The sequence below is a fragment of the Burkholderia multivorans ATCC BAA-247 genome (genome assembly GCF_000959525.1).
Taxonomy (GTDB): Bacteria; Pseudomonadota; Gammaproteobacteria; order Burkholderiales; family Burkholderiaceae; genus Burkholderia; species Burkholderia multivorans.
This window is the reverse complement of the sequence record NZ_CP009831.1, coordinates 425928-445200: the sequence shown is the minus strand read 5'-3', so window position 1 is coordinate 445200 and position 19273 is coordinate 425928. Positions and strand designations below refer to the sequence as shown.

The 19273-nt window shown below is 68.7% G+C and carries 17 protein-coding genes; 6 read left to right on the top strand and 11 right to left on the bottom strand.

What is annotated here, in order from left to right:
* Positions 1-221 precede the first annotated feature (221 nt).
* Complete coding sequence (locus NP80_RS04285) at positions 222-1922, top strand: ShlB/FhaC/HecB family hemolysin secretion/activation protein (RefSeq protein WP_006411060.1); 1701 nt, start codon at positions 222-224, stop codon at positions 1920-1922.
* A 146-nt stretch (positions 1923-2068) separates the two neighbouring features.
* Positions 2069-4000 carry a filamentous hemagglutinin N-terminal domain-containing protein gene (locus NP80_RS04280; RefSeq protein ID WP_006411063.1) on the top strand — a complete coding sequence of 644 codons (1932 nt, stop codon included), beginning with the start codon at positions 2069-2071 and terminating at the stop codon, positions 3998-4000.
* Between the two features lie 139 nt (positions 4001-4139).
* On the opposite strand, the gene NP80_RS04275 is transcribed toward NP80_RS04280, so the two are convergent.
* From NP80_RS04275 to NP80_RS04265, 3 genes are all read right to left on the bottom strand, one after another.
* A complete protein-coding gene (locus NP80_RS04275; RefSeq protein ID WP_035947583.1) occupies positions 4140-5450 on the bottom strand; it encodes an MFS transporter in 1311 nt (436 codons plus the stop codon).
* A 217-nt stretch (positions 5451-5667) separates the two neighbouring features.
* On the bottom strand, positions 5668-6561 hold the full coding sequence (locus NP80_RS04270; protein ID WP_045593106.1) for a DMT family transporter: 894 nt from the start codon (positions 6559-6561) through the stop codon (positions 5668-5670).
* A gap of 55 nt (positions 6562-6616) precedes the next feature.
* Positions 6617-7588, bottom strand: a complete 972-nt coding sequence (locus NP80_RS04265) for a LysR family transcriptional regulator (protein WP_006411050.1) — start codon at positions 7586-7588, stop codon at positions 6617-6619.
* A gap of 127 nt (positions 7589-7715) precedes the next feature.
* Here NP80_RS04265 and NP80_RS04260 point away from each other — a divergent pair, with 127 nt between their 5' ends.
* Positions 7716-8735, top strand: a complete 1020-nt coding sequence (locus NP80_RS04260) for a zinc-dependent alcohol dehydrogenase family protein (protein WP_006411047.1) — start codon at positions 7716-7718, stop codon at positions 8733-8735.
* 67 nt (positions 8736-8802) lie between these two features.
* On the opposite strand, the gene NP80_RS04255 is transcribed toward NP80_RS04260, so the two are convergent.
* The 3 genes from NP80_RS04255 to NP80_RS04245 form a co-directional block, all read right to left on the bottom strand.
* Positions 8803-9993: a porin gene (locus tag NP80_RS04255; RefSeq protein ID WP_006411059.1), complete on the bottom strand. Its 1191-nt coding sequence runs from the start codon at positions 9991-9993 to the stop codon at positions 8803-8805.
* 117 nt (positions 9994-10110) lie between these two features.
* Positions 10111-10893, bottom strand: coding sequence for an ABC transporter substrate-binding protein (locus NP80_RS04250; RefSeq protein ID WP_006411053.1), 783 nt, complete (start codon positions 10891-10893; stop codon positions 10111-10113).
* Positions 10894-10963: 70 nt separating this feature from the next.
* Positions 10964-12133, bottom strand: a complete 1170-nt coding sequence (locus NP80_RS04245) for a M20 aminoacylase family protein (protein ID WP_006411065.1) — start codon at positions 12131-12133, stop codon at positions 10964-10966.
* A 143-nt stretch (positions 12134-12276) separates the two neighbouring features.
* Here NP80_RS04245 and NP80_RS04240 point away from each other — a divergent pair, with 143 nt between their 5' ends.
* Both NP80_RS04240 and NP80_RS04235 read left to right on the top strand, forming a co-directional pair.
* Positions 12277-13230 carry a LysR substrate-binding domain-containing protein gene (locus tag NP80_RS04240; RefSeq protein ID WP_035487990.1) on the top strand — a complete coding sequence of 318 codons (954 nt, stop codon included), beginning with the start codon at positions 12277-12279 and terminating at the stop codon, positions 13228-13230.
* 55 nt (positions 13231-13285) lie between these two features.
* Positions 13286-13900, top strand: coding sequence for a LysE family translocator (locus tag NP80_RS04235; RefSeq protein ID WP_006411064.1), 615 nt, complete (start codon positions 13286-13288; stop codon positions 13898-13900).
* Between the two features lie 161 nt (positions 13901-14061).
* On the opposite strand, the gene NP80_RS04230 is transcribed toward NP80_RS04235, so the two are convergent.
* The 3 genes from NP80_RS04230 to NP80_RS04220 form a co-directional block, all read right to left on the bottom strand.
* Positions 14062-14601, bottom strand: coding sequence for a cytochrome P460 family protein (locus NP80_RS04230; RefSeq protein WP_006411058.1), 540 nt, complete (start codon positions 14599-14601; stop codon positions 14062-14064).
* Positions 14601-15644 (bottom strand): alpha/beta fold hydrolase, encoded by a 1044-nt coding sequence (locus tag NP80_RS04225; protein ID WP_035948047.1) that lies wholly within the window; start codon positions 15642-15644, stop codon positions 14601-14603. Before NP80_RS04225 ends, NP80_RS04230 begins: the two co-directional genes overlap by 1 nt.
* Before the next feature lie 271 nt (positions 15645-15915).
* The gene (locus tag NP80_RS04220; protein WP_006404426.1) at positions 15916-16620 is read right to left on the bottom strand and encodes an SDR family oxidoreductase; all 705 of its coding nucleotides are present in this window, start codon (positions 16618-16620) and stop codon (positions 15916-15918) included.
* A gap of 134 nt (positions 16621-16754) precedes the next feature.
* Here NP80_RS04220 and gcvA point away from each other — a divergent pair, with 134 nt between their 5' ends.
* A complete protein-coding gene (gene gcvA / locus NP80_RS04215) occupies positions 16755-17648 on the top strand; it encodes a transcriptional regulator GcvA (RefSeq protein ID WP_006411619.1) in 894 nt (297 codons plus the stop codon).
* 21 nt (positions 17649-17669) lie between these two features.
* On the opposite strand, the gene NP80_RS04210 is transcribed toward gcvA, so the two are convergent.
* Positions 17670-17864, bottom strand: coding sequence for a hypothetical protein (locus NP80_RS04210; RefSeq protein ID WP_006411615.1), 195 nt, complete (start codon positions 17862-17864; stop codon positions 17670-17672).
* Between the two features lie 10 nt (positions 17865-17874).
* Positions 17875-19074, bottom strand: a complete 1200-nt coding sequence (locus tag NP80_RS04205) for an aminotransferase-like domain-containing protein (protein ID WP_006404429.1) — start codon at positions 19072-19074, stop codon at positions 17875-17877.
* Between the last annotated feature and the right edge of the window lie 199 nt (positions 19075-19273).

Here is a 19273-nt window from a genome sequence, read left to right as displayed (position 1 = left end):
GTCATAAAAACTCGGCGCGTTTCGCGTATCGACACGCTCGCCAAAATACTCGCATAAATACAACACTCTGGACCGCCGCCAATCTCTATATCACGCACAAATTCCATCCGATTCATCGACATACGAAATTATCTCGATTTAATCAACAAAAGCAGATGCCGTTCAAACTCCCTTTACGCATATAGAATCCGGTCGATTTCACCGCCTCAATCGATCCGGACATGCGCAACCCGATTTATGCAGTGCGAACGCTATGCACTGTCGCCCTGCTGTTGCGCTGCGTTATCTCCATCGCGCAGGACACGCGTTCCTATGCGCCGCCTGCCGACACCGCCCATCGCCAGGCCGAACAGATCGATCATCTGCGCGAGCAGCTCGCGCCGCCGACCGACGCGCTGTCCGCACGGCCGCCGCGCGCGACCGACCGCTTGTCGCTGCCGGCCGAAGCCGATTGTTTTGCGATCCATACGATCGAATGGCGGCACGCCGAAGCGTTTCCCTGGCTGCCGCGCGAAGCGGCCGTCGAGCGCGCGTGCATCGGGCCGCAAGGCTTGCGGGCGCTGCGCGACTGGGCCACGCGCCGGCTGATCGCACACGGCTATATCACCTCCGCCGCCGTCATTCCCGAACAGGATCTGTCCGGCGGCCGGCTCGTCGTCGAGATCGTGCCCGGCCGCGTCGGCACGATTCGCGACGCGGGCGGCCGCATCGGCTGGCCCGCGCCGCTGTTCCCGCGGCATGCGCACGGGTTGCTGAACGTGCGCGATCTCGACCAGGCGCTCGAAAACGTGCGGCGTCTGCCGGGCCAGGCCGCGACCGCGTTCGATCTCATACCGGGCGCGGCGCTCGGCGACACCGACATCGTCGTCCGTCATCCGGCGGAGGCGCGCCGCGTGCGCGTACTCGCGACCGCCGACAACGCCGGTCTCGATGCAACGGGACGCAACCAGCTCGGCGCGATCGTCGCGGTCGATTCGCCGCTCCATCTCTACGATCAGCTCGTCGTCACGTACAACACCGATGCCGCGCGCGGCAACAAGACGCTCGGCTCGCAAGCCAGAAGCGCCGCGTGGAACGTGCCGATCGGCTATGCGTCGGTGTCGGTCGGCATCAGCGAATGGACGTCGCGGCAGACACTGCCCGCCACTGCCGGCGGCGAAGCCGCGCTGTCGCTCGCACAGCGCACGCGGCGCTACGAGGCCGCGCTGCGCGTCGTGCCGTACCGGACGAGCCACGGCAAGACGACGCTGCGCTTCACGCTGTCGCGCCGCGACGACCGGAGCCGGCTCGGTTCGACCGAACTCGACGTGTATCGGCGCGACATCGTCGGTTACGACCTCGGCATCGCGCATCGCGAGAAGCTCGCCGACAGCGCGCTCGACGCCGGCTTCGGCATGCGCGGCAGCATCTCCGCGCTCAGCGCGCATCCGGGGCGCGTCAACGATCGGCCCGCGTGGGACGGCCGCTATCGCCTCTTCACCGCGACGCTCGCGGCTGACGCGCGCTTTCGTATCGGCGCGCGTCGCTTCGGCTATCGCGGCACGTTGCGCGTGCAGCACGCACCGGGCGCCGCACCGTCCACCGAGTTTCTCCAGATCGGCGGCCGCTACACGGTGCGCGGCTTCGACGGCAATCAGACGCTCGCGGGCGCGAACGGCTGGATCTGGCGCAACGAACTCGCCACCGGCGCGTTCGGCGCGAACGAAATCTATGCGGCGCTCGACGCCGGCCGCGTGTCGGGCGCCGGAGCGGCCGAAGGCGCAGGCCGCGGCGGACGCACGCTCGTCGGCACGTCGGTCGGCGTACGCGGCGGCTATCGGCTCGTCGGCTACGACGTCGCGCTCGGCGCGCCGCTGCACAAGCCCGCGCTGCTGAACACGGCGGCGGTCGCGCTCGACGTATCGCTGACCGCCCGTTTCTGATGCGCGTGCGCGTCCGCACGCGCCGTTCGTCATGGAGGATCACGCCATGTAAATCGTTCGCCCGTCACGGCCGCGCCGCATCGCGGTCCGTTCCGGCCCGGCCTGCGCCGTGCCGCCCGTTTCGAACCTTCACTATCGGGAAGACCATGCAACACACTCGTCAACCACATCTCCCTTCCGCGCAGCCATGCGCGCGTCGCGCGCTCGTCGCGGCACTCGCGTGCGCGATGCCGCTGTTCGCCGCGCATGCGCAGAATGCGCCGCTCGTCGTCGATCCGTCGGCCGCCCATCGTCCGACGCTCGCGAATGGCGCGAACGGCACGCCGATCGTCAATATCGCGACGCCCGACGGCGCGGGCCTCTCGCACAACCGCTTCACCGAGTACAACGTGAATGCCGCGGGCCTCGTGCTGAACAACAGCGCGCACGCGGTCGACACGCAGCTCGCGGGCCGCATCGACGGCAACGCGCTGCTCGGCGGCAAGCCCGCGTCGGTGATCCTCAACCAGGTGACGGGCGGCAATGCGTCGATGCTGGCCGGCGCGACGGAAGTCGCCGGGCAGGCCGCGCGCGTGATCGTCGCGAATCCGAACGGAATCGGCGTGAACGGCGGCAGCTTCATCAACGCGAATCACGTGTCGCTCGTCGCCGGTGCCGTCGAATTCGACGAGCAGGGTGCGATCCGACAGTTCCGCACCGAGCACGGCCGCATCGCGATCGACGGCGCGGGGCTCGATGCGCGCGACGTCGACCAGCTCGATCTCGTGTCGCGCACGCTGCAGGTCAATGCCGCGCTGCACGCGCGCCGCGTGACGGCCGTCGCGCAGCGCGGTACCGCGAACGTCGAACAGCCGGGCAGTCATCAGTTGTCGAGTCAAGGCGACGGCGCGATGCCCGACGTCGCGATCGACGTGTCGAAGCTCGGCAGCATGCACGCGTCGGCGATCACGATGCACGGGTCGTCGGCCGGTGTCGGCGTGAATCTTGCGGGCAAGGTCGATGCGGTCACCGGCGGCATCGCGATTTCGTCGGGCGGGATCGTGAAGGTGCAGGACGGCGGCAGCCTGACGGCCGACCGTCTGTCGATCAACGGCAACCTCGACAACGCGGGCAGCGTACGGGCGGGCCGCGCGCTGAGCGCCATGGGCACGTTGCACAACCGCGCGGGCGGCCGGATCGAAAGCGGCGGCACGCTGTCGTCGATGGGCAGCGTGCGCAATGCAGGCACGCTGCATGCAGACGCCACGATGTCGCTGATGGGTGCGCTCACGAACGAGCGCGGCGCGCGCATCAGCAGCTACGGACGGATCAGTCAAATGGGACACGTGAACAATGCGGGAGAACTCGTTCAGTTCGCGCCGCGGCCTACGGTGACGCCGGTGGAGGATAAGCCGGCGTCGACGGCGCCGGCGGGTGTTGCGGGGAACGGCGTGGGTGCATCGGAAGGGGCGACGGCGGTTGTGGAGAAGCCTGTCGCGCCGACCGCGCCGGTCGTCGCGGAAAACAAGCCGGCTCTGCCTGAACTTTCGACGCCGATCACGGAGAAGCCCGTCGCACCGACCGCACCGATCATCGTGGAAAACAAGCCGGTTGTGCCTGAAGTCTCGACGCCCGCCACGGAAAAGCCCGTCGCGCCGACCGCGCCGGTCGTCGCTGAGAACAAACCGACTCGGCCGAACGTTCCGACGCCGATCACCGAGAAGCCTGTCCCACCGACAGTACCGGTTATCGCAGAAAGCAAGCCGACTCAGCCCGACGTTCCTAAGCCGGGTACGGAAAAGCCCGTCGCACCGGCCGCACCCGTCGTCGCGGAAAACAAACCGCCTCGGCCGGCCCGGCCGACCGCACCGATCGCCGCCAAACCGTTCCCGCCGACGATCGCGGCCTTTGCGCCGATCTTCATTCCGCCGATCACGATTCCGTCGATCACGATCGCGCCGATTCGTCCGATCGGCTTCCCGACGTTTGCGTTTTCGCCGATCGCGCCGCCCGCGCTGCCGACATTCGGCCTGATCCCGCGACCGACGATGTTCGCGCCGATGCCGGCGTTCTCGCTCACGCTGGCATCGCGCGTCTGATCACGCGCATGCGATAGTCGGCCCACCGCCGACCACGATTCGCGGCGAACGCACCGCGCGCGACGCATGCGCCTTATCGCACACGCGTCGCGCGCGCTTCATCGCAGCGCCGCCGCACGCGGCACGGAAGCACGCCGAGCTATCCCGCCCGCCGCGCGGCCATCGGCATCGCCCGCCGACGCGACGCGATCCGCAGCCCGAGCACGCCGCCGACGAGCAGCGCGACCGCGACGAGCAGCAGGGCGAGATCGTACGAATGCGTGACGTCCTTGATCCGCCCCATCACCGGCGGCAACGCGAGCCCCGCGATATTCGCGACGGCATTGATCAGCGCAATGGACGCCGCAGCAGTCAGCCCCGACACGTACTCGGTCGTCACGGCCCAGAACACCGGCGTCGCGGCCCAGTTGAAGCCGACCGCGAGCACGAGCAGCGCATACGCGATCGGCAGCACATGCACATAGATCGCGCCGATGAGCAGCGCGCCCGCGAGCAGCATCGGCACGCCGAGATGCAGCGCGCGCTCGCCGCCGAGATCCGAATGCCGGCCGTTCCCATACATCGCGACGCACGCGAACAGGAACGGCAACGCGGACAAGCTGCCCACCGCGAAACTCGACTGCCCCGACAGGCTCTTCACGAGCAGCGGCAAAAACAGCGTGAGGCCGATCGTGCCGAACGCCTGCAGCAGCCAGAACGCAGCGAGCGCCCACACGTTGCGATCGCCGAACGCGCGACGCAGCGCGGCGCCATGCGACAGATGCTCGCGCGGCGCGGTATCGCGCAGCGTCGCTTCGAGCCACGCGCGCTCGTCGGCCGGCAGCCAGCGTGCATCGGCCGGCGTATCGGGCAGGCGGCGCAGCACGACGATGCCGAGCAGCAGTGCGGGCAGGCCTTCGAGCAGGAACAGCCAGCGCCAGCCTTCGACGCCGAACACGCCGTTCAGGTTCAGCAGCGCGCCGGACAGCGGTAGCCCGATCACCGACGCGAGCGTCGCGCCGATATAGAAGAACGACATCGCGCGTGCGCGATCGCTCGCCGGATACCACGCGGACAGGTAGTAGATGATGCCCGGCGTAAAGCCGGCCTCGGCCGCACCGAGCAGCAGACGCATCGCATACAGCTGTCCGGGCGTATGCACGGCGCTCATCCCCGCCGCGATCACGCCCCACGTGATCATGATGCGCGCGATCCAGCGGCGCGCGCCGACCCGCGCAAGGAACAGGTTGCTCGGCACCTCGAACAGAATGTACGTGACATAGAACAGCCCCGCGCCGAGCCCGTACATTTCCGCGCTCAGGCCGAGATCGGCGTTCATCTGCAGCGCGGCGACCGAGATGTTCGAGCGGTCGATGTACGCGACGAGATAGAGCAGCATCAGGAACGGTATCAGCCGCAGGTTCAGGCGGCGCATCGTCGCGGCGTGCAACGGCGGGGCGGCAGCGGTCATCGGCATGTCTCCTGGATCGAGTCGATTGCCGCGCGCACGCGTTGCACGGCGCGCGGCATCGTTGCGCCGCGTGAGCGCGACGCTTCTGTCTGTCCGATACACCGTAGCAGTCGCGCGAAAACAGCGTCAATTATCGGGAAGCCGTCTCGATATGTGAGATATCGACCCGCCGCCGTGCAGGGCCGGCCTATGTGCACGCGCACCGCATGCATAGCGCTCAGTAACGCATCACGAGATACAGTCCGGCGGCCGCCAGCGCCATGCCGGGCCAGGCAAGCGCACCGATCGTCTCGCCGAGCACCGCGAGCGCGATCAACGAGGTGGCCGGCGGAATCAGGAAGAACAACGCCGACACGCGCGACGCTTCGCCATGCCGAACCATCGCGAGCAGCAGCGAGATCGCGATCAGCGAATTGCAGATCACGAGATACGCGAGCGAGCCGGCGAGACCGGCGCTCCAGTGCACATGCATCGGTTCGAGCGCGAACGCGAGCGGCGCGCTCACCGCGAGGCCGACCGCATATTGCACGAGATTTGCGCCGACCGGATGGACGTCGGTGCCGAAGCGCTTTTCCCACAACGTGCCGCCCGTGATGCACGCGAGCGCCAGCAGCGCGAACGCGAGCGCCCACGGCGATGCGACCGCGACCGAACCGCGCGCGAGGATCACGAGCACCGCGCCGGCCGCGCCGAGCGCGAGTCCGACCCAGCGCAGCGCGCCGACGCGCTCGCCGGCGAGCACCGGCGCGAGCAGGCCGACGAGGATCGGCTGCTGCGACGTGACGAGCGCGACCGCACCGGCCGACATGCCGAGCTTCAGGCTCAGATACGTAAACGAAAAATAGCCGGCCTGCAGCAACAGGCCGACGACGATCAGATTCAGCCATGCGCGGCGCGTACGCGGCATCGCGGGCCGCAGCCACAGAAACGGCCCGGCGAGCAGCGCGACCACGCACGCATAGCGCAGCGCGAGAAACGTCAGCGGATCGGCATCGCGCAAGCCGAGCTTCAGGAACACGAAGCCGCTCGACCACAGCAGCAGGAACAGCGCGGGCGCCGCCCGCAGCCAGCCGGGCTTGCCACCGCGATCCGACGCGCCGATCACGCTCATGGATTGTCCGAAACGCTCACGATGCGGCCATCATACGCGCCGGCGCAACCGCACGTCAGGCGGCGGAACGCGCACGTCGCGCACGCGAACGCGGCGGTGTCGGCGCCGGCGGCGCAACGCCGTCCGACGCCAGCATGCGCGGAATCTCGTCGACGAGCGCATCGATCGCCACACGCACCTTCGACGGTACGTGCCGCGCCTTCGGCCGCACCGCCGACACGTCGGCGCCCGACACGCTGTTGCTGTCCATCACGAGCGCGAGACGGCCGTCGCGCAGGTACGGCGCCATCAGCCAGCACGGCAGCCATGCGAGGCCCGCGCCGGCCGCCGCGGCCTCCGCGATCGCTTGCAGGTCGTCGAAGCGCAGGCGCCCGGCCACGCGATGCTCGCGCACCTCGCCGTCCGCGCCGATGATCCGCCACGGCACGGGCTGGCCGCCGCGCGCATAGGCGATGCCGACGTGCGACGCGAGTGCGTCCGGCCCCGACGGCCAGCCGTGCCGGTCGAGATACGCGGGCGACGCGCAGATGCCCATCCGCTGCACGCCGAGCCGCCGGCCGACCAGCGCCGTCGTGTCCGCGAGCACACCGATGCGCACCGCGATGTCGAAACCGTCGTCGATCAGGTCGGCGACGCGATCGCTGAACGACATGTCGACCTCGAGCCGCGGATGACGCTCGACGAGCCGCCGCATGACGGGCGCCACGCATTGCCTGCCGAACAGCACCGGCACGCTGATGCGCAGCCGCCCGGCCGGCTCGCGGCGGCCCGCGTCGAGCGCGGCTTCCGTGTCGCCGAGTTCGGCCAGCAGCCGCCGGCATTGCTCGTAGTACAGATGTCCTTCGTCGGTCAAGTTGAGCTGCCGCGTCGTGCGCTGCAACAGCCGCACGCCGAGCCGGCGTTCGAGCCGCGCGACGACCTTCGCCACCGCCGAGCGCGTGACGCCGATGCGCAACGCCGCCGCGGCGAAGCTGCCCGATTCCACGACCTCGACGAATTCGGCGACACCCCTTAACCGCTCGTCCATGCGATGTCACTCCGTTGCATGCGCGCATTTGTTTCCGCATTGGCGACAGTCAGTGTCCCGATTCTCGTCAATGCGTCCCGTCAAGCAACACTATGATAGTCCGGACACTCACGAACAAGGAGTCGACATGCAAGCATGGCAACAGGCACCGGGCGACGGCCTCGCCGGACTTCGCCGCATCGATGCGACGCACCGGCCGGTCGGACCGACCGACGTCGTCGTGAAGATCCATTCGGTATCGCTGAACTATCGGGATCTGATGTTCGCGCGCGGCGACTACGTCGGCATCGGCGACGCACCGTTGATTCCGGTCGCGGACGGCGCCGGCGAAGTGGTCGAGATCGGCCGCGACGTCACGCGCTTCAAGCCCGGCGATCGCGTGATCAACACGTATTTCCCGCGCTGGATCGACGGCCCGCCCACGCCGTCGAAAGTCGCCGGTTCGCCCGGCGCGCAGTTCGACGGCGTGCTCGCCGAGCGCTTCGTCACGGACGAAGCCGCACTGGTCGCGATCCCTGCGCATCTCGATTACGACGAGGCATCGACGCTTTCATGCGCGGGCATCACCGCATGGAATGCGCTGTTCGCCGACGGCGGCCTGACGCCCGGTTCGACCGTCGTGCTGCTCGGCACCGGCGGCGTATCGATCGTCGCGCTGCAGCTCGCGCACGCGGCGGGGCTGCGCACGATCATCACGTCCTCGAGCGACGCGAAGCTCGAGCGCGCCCGCGCGCTCGGCGCCGACGAGACGATCAACTATCGCGCGACGCCCGACTGGCAGCACGAAGTGCTGCGGCTCACGGACGGCGCGGGCGCCGATCTGGTCGTCGAAGTCGGCGGCAAGGACACCTTGCCGCGCTCGGTCGCGGCGACCAGGCTGGGCGGCGTCGTGTCGGTGATCGGCGGCGTCAGCGGCTTCGGCGGCCCCGACCTCGGATTGCTGTCGCTGATCGGCGGCATCCGCCGGCTGCACGGCATCATGGTCGGCAGCCGCTCGATGCTCGACGAAGTCGTGCAGTTGTTCGACAGAAAGCAGCTCCGCCCGATCGTCGATCGCGTGTTCGGCTTCGACGAGGCGCCGGCCGCCTATGCGCACCTGCAGTCGGGGCAGCACTTCGGCAAGGTCGTGATCCGCGTCGCGCAATAAAGCAACAAACGGAACGGGGCGGACGACTCGCGCCGCCCGCCCCGTGCTCGACTGCCGCGTGTGCTCGTCAGAACTTGTGTCGAATCCCCGCGTGCACCATGACCTGCTTCGACGTCGACGACAAATCGGCCGCGCCCGGGATATAGGCCTGATCGAGCGACGAGCCGGTCGCGTCGCCGGCCACGCGCTGGTACGCGCCCATCACGTAGACGTCCGTGCGTTTCGACAGGTTGTAGTCCGCCATCAAGCCGACCGAATGGATCTTCGGCTTTGCACTGCCCTTCGTCGCGTCGTAGCGCACCGTCGTGTACACGTACTGCGCGCCGACGAAGAACGCGGGCGTGAACTGGTATTTGCCGTTGACTTCGAAGTTCTGATACTTGATCGACGTGACGGTCCCGCCCGCGAGCGGCCCCGTCACCGGCTGGATCGTCTCGTCGCCGAACAGGTAGCCGACGTTCGCGCTCGGCCGCGTGACGTTGCTGTTCGTGTAGGCGAACCCGACCGTCGCCGGCCCGGCCGTGTAGTTGATGCCCGCGCCGAAGATCCGCAGCCGCGCGGACGCGAAGTTCGCATCGGCGCCGACCGAACCGGAACCCGCAATCGCGCCGCCCGACGTCGCGCCGGGGTCGTTCGCGTTCAGGAACGCCGCGCCGATCAGCAGCCCGCCCTGCTCGTACTGCGCGCCAACGCTCCACTGCCGGTTCCGCGCAAAGCCCGTCTCGTTGCTGAAGCTGTACGTGCCGCCGAACGAGAAGCCCGCGAACTCGGGGCTCGCGTATTTCACGGTGTTGTTCACGCGGAACGTGTTGCCGGTGTTGTCGTTGTCGAGCGGATGCGAGAACGGATACACGCCCCAGCTCCCGTTCGCGGTCGTCGGCGCGAGATAGTCGACGAGCGAATCGTACTGGCGGCCGAGCGTCACGGTGCCGAAGCGCGTGCTGGCGAGCCCGACGTATGCCTGCCGGCCGAACATCCGGCCGCCCTGCGCGAGCGTGCCGCTGTTCACGTTGAAGCCGTTCTCGATCTGGAACAGCGCGCGGTAGCCGCCGCCGAGCTCTTCGCTACCCTTCAGCCCCCACCGGCTGCCCTGCGCGAAGCCGCTCGCCATCTGCCATGCGGCATGACCGCCGACGTTGTTCGTATAGTCGATCCCCGCATCGACGAGGCCGTACAGCGTCACGCTGCTCTGCGCGAACGTGAAGGCGGGTGCGGCGCACAGCGCCGGAATCGCGACGAAAGCCGATCTCCAGTTCATCTTTTTTCCTTATGGGTGTGGTTATGCCGCACGCGATGCGAGCGCGCGATGCGAGGCGTCGCGTCGTCTGCGGCGTTGCGATGCGCCGCGCGTCGTGGCTGCGCGGCGCCCGTTCGTTTACTTCGCGCCGTAGATGTCGAAGTCGAAGTACTTGCGGTTGATCCGCTGATACGTGCCGTTCGCGAGAATCGTCGCGAGCGCGCGGTTGAACGCTTCGCGCAGTTCGCTGTCCTGCTTGCGCAGCCCGAGGCCGTCGCCCTGGCCGAAGTACTTCGCGTCCTCGATCGGTGCGCCGACGAACGCGAAGTCCTTGCCCTGCGGCTTTTTCAGGAAGCCGTCGCTGGCCGCGATCGACGCCTGGAACGCGGCGTCGAGCCGCCCGGTCACGAGGTCGGCGTACACCTGATCTTGGTTCTGGTACGACACGATCTGCGCGCCGGCGGGCTGCCAGTTCGCGATCGCGTAGTCGGCCTGCGCCGAGCCCTGTTCGACGCCGACGCGCTTGCCCTTCAGCGCTGCGGCCGTCGGCAGCAGCGGCGAGCCCTTGCGCGCAATCAGCCGCGCAGGCGCGTTCGAGATGCGGTTCGTGAACGCGATCTGCTGCATCCGCTTCGGCGTGATCGTCATCGACGAGGCGATCACGTCGAACTTGCGTGCGAGCAGCCCCGGAATCATCCCGTCGAAGCTCGACTCGACCCAGACGCATCGTGCATGCAGCTCGGCGCACAGCGCATTTGTGATGTCGACGCCGAAGCCGGTCAACGTGCCGTCCGGCAGCTTGTACTCGAGCGGCGGATAGGTCGGATCGACCGCGAGCCGAATTTCCTTGCCCGTCCAGTCGCCTGCATGCGCGGCGCCCGCCGCCAGCGCCGCCACGAGCGCCATCGTCCACTTCTTCATTGCCAGTCTCCTTGTATGAACCGAAATCGTGCGGCCGCATCGGCGGCCCGGCTGCCGCGCGTGCGCGACATCACGCCAGATAGCGCTCGGCGAGCGCGATCCAGTAGCTCGCGCCGATCGCGAGGCTTGCGTCGTTGAAGTCGTAGCCGGAGTTGTGCAGCGCGCAGCCGGCCGCGCCCTCGCCGTTGCCGATCGACAGGTAGCTGCCGCGGCACGCATTCAGCATGAACGCGAAGTCCTCGCTCGCCGCGATCGGTCGCAGATGCGGAATCAAGGCGCCGTCGCCGCCCCATTCGCGCGCGACCTCGCGCGCGAACGCCGTCTCCTCCGCGTGATTGACGAGCACCGGATAGCCGTGCCGGTAATCGATCTCGGCCGTCGCGCCGTAGCTCGCGGCCTGCCCGTGCACGATCTCGTGGATACGCCGCTCCAGCAGCGCGCGCACGTCCGGCGACAGCGCACGCACGCTCAACGCCAGCTCCGCGTGCGACGGAATCACGTTCGATGCGGTGCCTGCATGGATCGAGCCGGCCGTGACGATCGCCAGCTCCTGCGGATTCACGTTGCGCGATACGACCGTCTGCAGCGCCATCACGATCGACGCGCAGACGACGACCGGATCGACCGTCGTATGCGGCGCCGCGCCGTGGCCGCCGCGGCCGGTCACGCGTACGCGCACTTCGTCGGCGGACGCCATCGCGGCGCCGTCGCAGAAGCCGAGCACGCCGGTCGGCAGGCCCGGCACGTTATGCATCGCGAAGATCGCATCGCACGGAAACTGCTCGAACAGCCCGTCGTCGATCATTCGCTTCGCGCCGCCGAGCCCTTCCTCGGCCGGTTGAAAGATCAGGTTCAGCGTGCCGGTGAAACGCGCGCGCTGCGCAAGACAGCGCGCGGCGGCCAGCAGCATCGCCGTATGGCCGTCGTGACCGCACGCGTGCATCACGCCGTCGTGCCGGCTCGCATGCGGCAGCCCGGTGGTCTCGACGATCGGCAGCGCGTCCATGTCCGCGCGCAGGCCGAGCCGCTTCCCGTCGCCGCGCGCGAGCGTGCCGACGACGCCCGTGCCGCCGAGCCCGCGCGTCACGCGATAACCCCACGTTGTCAGGCACGTCGCGACGAGGTCGCTCGTCGCATGCTCTTCGAAGCCGAGCTCCGGATGTGCGTGCAGCCGGCGGCGCAGCGCGATCATCTCCGCCTCGATCGCCGCCATTTCCGGTGGAATGCGTGCTGGATTCACCCTGGATACTCCTCGATGCCGTGTCGTTGCCGATCGCCGGGATGACGGATCGTGGCGCGATCGTATGCAGCGAAAATCCCGGCGAACAGCCGCGGTTTCGTTATGATGACAACCTTTCGTTGTCGGGTATCGGGTGTCGGACCATGAAACTGCATCAGTTGCAGGCGCTCGTCGCGAGCGCCGAGGCCGGCAGCATCCGCGGCGCGGCGCGCACGCTCGGCTTGTCGCAGGCCGCGGTCACGCGCGCGCTGCGCGAGCTGGAGGCCGCCGAGCGGCTGCCGCTGCTCGTGCGCGCGCCGGAAGGGATCGGCTTCACCGAATACGGCAAGGCGCTGCTCACGCACGCGAAACTCGTACTGAAACAGCTCGAGCAGGCGCACGACGATCTCGCGCGGATGCGCGGCCGCGTCGACGGGCGGCTGAGCATCGGCGTGACGCCGTGGCTCACGCTGACGTTTCTCGCGGAGACGGTCCTGCGCTTTCGCGAACGGATGCCGGACGTGCGTCTCGAACTCTACGAAGCGCTGATGGCCGTCGCGCAACCGCTGCTGCGGGACGGCAGCATGGATTTCGCACTGGGCCACGTCCACCCCGGCAGCGGCGCGCAGGAATTCGCATTCGAGCCGATGCTGCGCTACGAGACGGCGGTGATGGTGCGCGCGGGGCATCCGCGCGAGCGCGCACGCTCGATCCACGATCTGCTCGACGACGACTGGGTGCTCAATTCGACGGCCGACGGTCAGACGGCGCTCGTCGACTATCTGTTCACGCGGCACGGCGCGCGCATCGACGAGCGGCGCATCGTGCGCGCGCAGTCGGTGTCGATGCTGCAGACGATGCTCGAGCAGGCCGACATGTGCACGTGGTGCCCGACGATCCTCGCCGCGGTGCCGTCGTTCGGCGAACGGATGCGCGCGCTGTCGCTGAAGGAGACCTTCGAGCCGCGCGAGCTCGGTGTCGTCACGCGCCGCAGCAGTACGCTCAGCGAGGCCGCGCGCTGCTTCATCGAGTGCCTGCTGCACGTGATCCGGCGGCATGCGCGGTCGGCGCGCAAGGAAGACCTCGCGCTGTTCAAGACCGTGTCGCTGCTGATCTGACGCGCCACCGAACGGTTAAGATGGAAGCCTTGCCCGCGTCCGCCGAGGAGTTCCGATGCCTGCCCACCTCCACCTGTTGCTGCCGCTCGCCGGCGTGCTGCTGCTGAGCGTCGTCAGCCCCGGACCGAACTTCGTGATCGTCACGTCGACGGCCGTCGCATCGCGACGCGCGGGCGTGATGACGAGCGTCGGCCTCGCGGCCGCGTCCGGCACGTGGGCGGCCATCGCGATCGCCGGGCTGAGCCTGCTCGTCACGCATGTCGCGTGGGTGCATACCGCGCTGCGGATCGCGGGCGCAACTTATCTGCTGTGGCTCGGCGCGAAGATGATCGCGACCGCGCGGCGGCCGCTCGCCCTGTCGTCCGAGCCCGGCCGCTCGGGCTGGCGCGCCGCGCGCAACGGCTACGTGGTCAGCATGACCAATCCGAAGGCCGTCGCGTTCTACGGGAGCGTGTTTGCGCTGATGGTGCCCGCGCACGCGCCGGCGTGGTTCGCGCCGGCCGTCGTCGGCATCTCGATTGCGATCTCGGGCGCATGGTACGGCGCAATGGCGCTGCTCGCGTCGCATCCGACGGTGCGCCGGCTGCTGATCCGGCGCAAGGCCGTGCTCGATACGACGGCCGGCGTGCTGCTGATGGGGCTCGGCGGAAAGATGCTGGCCGGGCGGTGACGCACGGCGCGGTGCAGCGCGCGCGTTCCGCGACGCTGCGCGCTGCGCGATGCGGCGGCAGCTCGCGAGCCGTTCGCTCGCGGCGCGCCGTCGCAACGCAATGAAAACAACGTGCCGCGCGCAGCAGGGCCGTTACGCGAGACTGCTCGCATCGAATCGCGTCAAGGCGCAAGCCGCGTGAACACGTAGTCGTGCTGCTTCACGCGCGCCTGATGGCACGCAAAGCACGTCTGGTGCTGGCCAATGTCGGCCGGCACGCCGTCGATGAAGCGTCCGAAGCCCCAGCCGCCCGTCGATGCGTAGCGGCGCGAATCCTTCACCATCACCTGCACGGTCGTCGCCTGACCGGGCACCGTCGCGGGCGCGAACTCGTCGGACTGCTTGCGCTTGTAGGCGAGTTTCACGAGGATCGTGCCGTCCGGAAACGGCAGCGTCGCCCGCTCGAGCGCACGGATCGCGACCGGATTGCCGAGCACGACGCGCAACTCGTCGAGCGGCGCTGCTTCCTCGGCCGGCGCGACCATTTCCCATTTGCGATAGCCGGGCGGAATCGTCACGCCGTAGATCGGCGACGCGGCCGGTTTCGACGGGACGGTCTGCTCCGCGCACGCAACCGACGCGCTCGCCGCCCACGCGGCCGCGATCAGCATCCGTGCGGCGATCGCGCGGCCGCGCCCCGACGTGCCTGCTGCCGCGCGCATCACAGACGCTCCACGTGCAGGATCGCATCGGCGAATGCCTGCGGCGCTTCCTGCGGCAGGTTGTGGCCGATGCCGCCGGTAATCGTCCGATGCTGATACTTGCCGGTGAATTTCTTCGCATAGGCGGCCGGTGCAGGATGCGGCGCGCCGTTCGCGTCGCCTTCCATCGTGATCGTCGGCACGGTAATCGCGGGCCCTGCCGCGAGGCGCCGCTCGATCTCGTCGTATTGCGCCTCGCCGTTCGCGAGGCCGAGCCGCCAACGATAGTTGTGAATCACGACGGCCACATGATCGGGATTCCGGAACGACGCGGCGCTGCGCGCGAACGTGTCGTCCGAGAAGGCCCACTTCGGCGATGCGAGCTGCCAGATCAGCTTGTTGAACGCATCGCAGTTCGCCGCGTAGCCCAGCGCGCCGCGCTCGGTCGCGAAGTAGAACTGATACCACCACTGCAGTTCGGCCTGCGGCGGCAACGGCTTGCGGTTCGCGTCCTGGCTGCCGATCAGGTAGCCGCTCACCGAGACGAGCGCCTTCACGCGCTGCGGCCACAGCGCAGCGATGATGTCCGCCGTGCGCGCGCCCCAGTCGTAGCCGCCGAACACCGCACGGTCGATCTTCAGCGCATCCATCAGCGCGACGATGTCGACGGCCGTCACCGCCTGCTGACCGTTGCGCATCGTGTCCGCCGAGCGGAACGTCGTCGACCCGTAACCGCGCAGGTACGGCACGATCACGCGATACCCGGCGGCCGCGAGCAGCGGCGCGACTTCCGCGTAGCTGTGGATGTCGTACGGCCAGCCGTGCAGCAGAAACACGACGGGGCCGTTTGCGGGGCCGACGTCCGCATAGCCGACGTTCAGCAAACCGGCGTCGATCTGACGGATCGGGCCGAACGCGGCGCCGCCCGCCGCACGCGGCTGCGCGGCTGAGTCGGGCGCGCCCTGCGCATGCGCGAAGTCGCCGAATCCAAGGTCGGCCAGGCTCAGGCTCGCGAGCGCCGTGCCGAGAATCAGGCGGCGGCGGGTGTTCACGGTGTCGGACATCACTCGTTCTCCAGGGTCGATCGGTCGGGAAAGGGTCGGCGGCGTCCTGCGAACGCGTCGACTGCGTCGTTCGCCGCCGCGTCGCCGAGCGACCGCGGCAGGCGTGCACGACGCTTCACCGGTTTTATATCCGAACGATCCGGACGGTTTGTATCTCACCGTATCCGGCTTTGCGCACGACACACAGCGATTCAAAAATCGCGGCGAAACGACGCTTTCCGGAGAATCGGCGCGGTGCCGGCTCGCGCATGAGCCGGCGCGGCCGCTGCGCTCAGAGCGCCTTCACGATCGCGCCGTCGACGCGAATGTTCTGGCCGGTGATGTAGCCGGCACCGTCGGACAGCAGGAACGCGACCGTCTTCGCGATCTCGGCCGTCTTGCCGAAGCGGCCGGCAGGAATCCGCGCGACGATCTCCGGCGTTTCCGGCCAGCTGTCGATGAAGCCGGGCAGCACGGCATTCATGCGGATGTTGTCGCCCGCGTAGCGCTCCGCATAGAGACGCGTCCACGCGCTCAGCGCCGCGCGCAATGCCGACGACACCGGCATCGGCTGCTCCGGCGCATCGGCCGCGAAGCTCGAGATATTGACGACCGCTCCGCCGCCCTGCTTCTGGAACACCGGCGTCACGCGGCGCATGACGCGCACGACGTTCAGCAGGATCAAGTCGAGCCCCGCATGCCAGTTGTCGTCGGTAATCGACAGCAGATCGCCCTTCGGCGGATGGCCCGTGTTGTTCACGACCGCGTCGATCCGGCCATAGCGCGCGAGCGTGTCCTGCACGAGCCGTTCGATATCGGCTTCCTCGGTGACCGACCCGCGGATTCCGAAGCCGCCGAGTTCGTCGCCGAGCGCGACCGCGCTGCCGGACGGCGACATCAGCGCGACGCGATACCCGCCCGCCGCCAGTTCGCGCGCGATCGCCGCGCCCATGCCCTTGCCCGCCGCCGTGATCAGCGCCACTTTTTCTACAGTCACGATGTGCTCCTCGTCACGATGCTTTCGCCGCGCAGCCGCCAGCCGGCGCGCCTCGGTGGTAATGTAGGCGCATCGCGCATCGCTGTCGAACCAGTATTTCTGCGCACCGCCAATAGATTTTCTACAGTCATTCGATGCCGCCCCGCATTTCCCGTCTGCCGCCGCTCAATGCGCTTCGCGCCTTCGAAGTCGCGGCGCGCCATCTGAATTTCCGCGCAGCCGCCGACGAGATCGGCGTCACGCAGGGCGCGGTCGCGCAGCAAGTGCGCCATCTGGAGGACGTGCTGGGACTGAAGCTGTTCGAGCGCCTGCCGCGCGGGCTCGCGCTCACGCACGACGGCGCCGCGTATTTCTCGGACGTGCAGCGCGCGCTGCATGCGATCGCCGACGCGACCGACCGGCTCGTGAAGCGCCGCGCGACGCTGACGATCAGCACGACGCCGTCGTTCGCGTCGAAGTGGCTGATCCCGCGGCTCGCGCAGTTCACCGACGCGCATCCGGATATCGACGTGCGCGTGATCGCCGATCAGCAGCTCGCGACGTTCCGTCACGACGGCGTCGATCTCGCGATCCGCTATGGAAAGCCGCCGTTCGGCAAGCACCTCGCCGCGCACGCGCTGTTTCCGCTCGACGTATGCGCCGTATGCAGCCCCGCGCTGCTCGCCGCGCCTGCGTCGCCGCGCGCGCTGGCCGGCCACGTGCTGCTGCACGATGCGCACGACTTGTGGCCCGCGTTCATCGCGGCGCTGCCCGAGCCCGTCGACGTCGATCCGCACAAAGGGCTGCGCTTCAACCAGACGTCGCTCGCGATCGATGCGGCCGTCGCGGGGCAAGGTATTGCGCTCGCGACCGATCCGCTCGTCGAACGCGACGTCGCCGCCGGACGACTGTGCAAGCCGTTCGATTTCGCGTTTCCGCTGTCGGTCGGGTTCTATCTCGTGTACCCGGCCGAGCGGCGCGACGACGACGCGATCGCAGTGATGCGCGACTGGATGATCGGCGCGGCCGCGTCGGACCCGCGCGAGTGAACGCGCGGTCGCGCCGTCGCGTCAGTTGTAGCCGAGCACGGCCGGCGCAGCGTCGCCCGCGTCGGCCGCGTCGGCTGATTCGGCGCCGAAACGGCCGAGCACGTCGGCGACGTACTGCGGGCCCGCGCTGATCTGCGACGACCGATGCTCGACAGGGCGCAGGCGGGCCGAATGGCGCGCGTTGGCGGTGGCGGTGTCGTCGACGATGACGTTCATGCTGTTCTCCTCAAGCGGCCAGCGCCGCGCGATAGGCGCGCGCGAGACGCGCGACGCCTTCCCGGATCGCCTCGACGTCCGGCGCGGCGAACGACAGGCGCAGCGATGCGTCGTCCGGGTTGTCCGCGAAGAACGCGTTGCCCGGCACGAACACGACCTTGTTCGCGATCGCCTGCTGCAGCAGCGCCGCCGACGACACCGCACCGAGCCGCGCCCAGACGAACATCCCGCCTTCGGGCCGGTGGAATTCGATCGCGTCGCCGAAGCCGTCGCGCAGCGCATCGCACATCGCGTCGCACTTGCGCCGATATGCAGCGGCGATGCGCGGCAGATGACGTTCGAGCGCGCCGTCCGCGAGATACTCGGCGGCGCTCGCCTGCGTCCACGGCGTGCTGCAGAGGTCGACCGTCTGCTTCGCGATCACGCAGCGCCGCGCGATTTCGGGCGGCGCAATCGTCCAGCCGACACGCAGTCCCGGCGCGACGATCTTCGACAGGCTCGCGAAATGCACGATCCAGTCGCGTGCGCCGTCGACTTCGGCGGCGAGCGCGAGCATCGACGGCACCGCTTCGCCGGCAAAACGCAGGTCGCCGTACGGATCGTCCTCGACGATCAGGAACCGGTGCTGCACGGCAAGGCGCAGCAGCTTCAGGCGACGCTCGCGCGTGAGCGTCGCGCCCGTCGGATTCGCGAAGGTCGGCACCGTGTAGAGCAGCTTCGGCTGCGCGATCGTGCCGTCGGCGAGCCGCGCGGCGAGCCGATCGACGTCGACGCCTTCACCGTCGACCGGAATCGTGACGATGTGCGCCTGCTGCAGACGCATGGCCTGCAGCGTCGCCGGATAGGCGGGCTGTTCGGTCAGCACGACGTCGCCCGGCGACACCAGCACGCGCAGCAGCAGGTCGAGCCCCTGCTGCGAGCCGGTCGTGACGAGCAATTCGGCCGGCGTGCACGCAACGCCGCGCCGCGCCATCAGCGCGATCAGCTGCTGCTTGAGTTCGGCGAGCCCGTCGGTCGGCCCGTACTGCAGACAGCGCACCGGCTCTGCATACGCGCGTGCGGCGGCCGCGGCGAGGCCGTCCGTATCGAACAGGTCGCTGGCCGGATAGCCGCCCGCGAAGGAGATCATCCCCGGCTCGGCGAGATACTTGAACAGCTCGCGAATCGGCGAGCCGGCGGGATGCTGAAACGAGGGAGTGAACGCGTACATGTCGTCGTGGGCTCAATGGCGGCGAACGGCCGGGATGGCCGCCGCGGGCCGGCCGGCGCGGCGCATCGCGCGCCGCGGACGGCGAATTCGAGCCACGATTGTCGACAGTCATTAAGGCCGCCGCAAACGATATCTATGCACTAGGTCTTGCGCTTTGGTCATCACGTCGCGGTGGCGCGGCGTTCCGAAACGCGGTGCG

Coding starts and splice junctions, on each gene's coding strand:
- NP80_RS04280 (WP_006411063.1), top strand. CDS start 2,069: ATGCAACACACTCGTCAACCACATCTCCCTTCCGCGCAGCCATGCGCG.
- NP80_RS04275 (WP_035947583.1), bottom strand. CDS start 5,450: ATGACCGCTGCCGCCCCGCCGTTGCACGCCGCGACGATGCGCCGCCTG.
- NP80_RS04205 (WP_006404429.1), bottom strand. CDS start 19,074: ATGTACGCGTTCACTCCCTCGTTTCAGCATCCCGCCGGCTCGCCGATT.
- gcvA (WP_006411619.1), top strand. CDS start 16,755: ATGCCGCCCCGCATTTCCCGTCTGCCGCCGCTCAATGCGCTTCGCGCC.
- NP80_RS04240 (WP_035487990.1), top strand. CDS start 12,277: ATGAAACTGCATCAGTTGCAGGCGCTCGTCGCGAGCGCCGAGGCCGGC.
- NP80_RS04225 (WP_035948047.1), bottom strand. CDS start 15,644: ATGTCCGACACCGTGAACACCCGCCGCCGCCTGATTCTCGGCACGGCG.
- NP80_RS04285 (WP_006411060.1), top strand. CDS start 222: ATGCGCAACCCGATTTATGCAGTGCGAACGCTATGCACTGTCGCCCTG.
- NP80_RS04235 (WP_006411064.1), top strand. CDS start 13,286: ATGCCTGCCCACCTCCACCTGTTGCTGCCGCTCGCCGGCGTGCTGCTG.
- NP80_RS04250 (WP_006411053.1), bottom strand. CDS start 10,893: ATGAAGAAGTGGACGATGGCGCTCGTGGCGGCGCTGGCGGCGGGCGCC.
- NP80_RS04270 (WP_045593106.1), bottom strand. CDS start 6,561: ATGAGCGTGATCGGCGCGTCGGATCGCGGTGGCAAGCCCGGCTGGCTG.
- NP80_RS04260 (WP_006411047.1), top strand. CDS start 7,716: ATGCAAGCATGGCAACAGGCACCGGGCGACGGCCTCGCCGGACTTCGC.
- NP80_RS04265 (WP_006411050.1), bottom strand. CDS start 7,588: ATGGACGAGCGGTTAAGGGGTGTCGCCGAATTCGTCGAGGTCGTGGAA.
- NP80_RS04210 (WP_006411615.1), bottom strand. CDS start 17,864: ATGAACGTCATCGTCGACGACACCGCCACCGCCAACGCGCGCCATTCG.
- NP80_RS04255 (WP_006411059.1), bottom strand. CDS start 9,993: ATGAACTGGAGATCGGCTTTCGTCGCGATTCCGGCGCTGTGCGCCGCA.
- NP80_RS04230 (WP_006411058.1), bottom strand. CDS start 14,601: ATGCGCGCGGCAGCAGGCACGTCGGGGCGCGGCCGCGCGATCGCCGCA.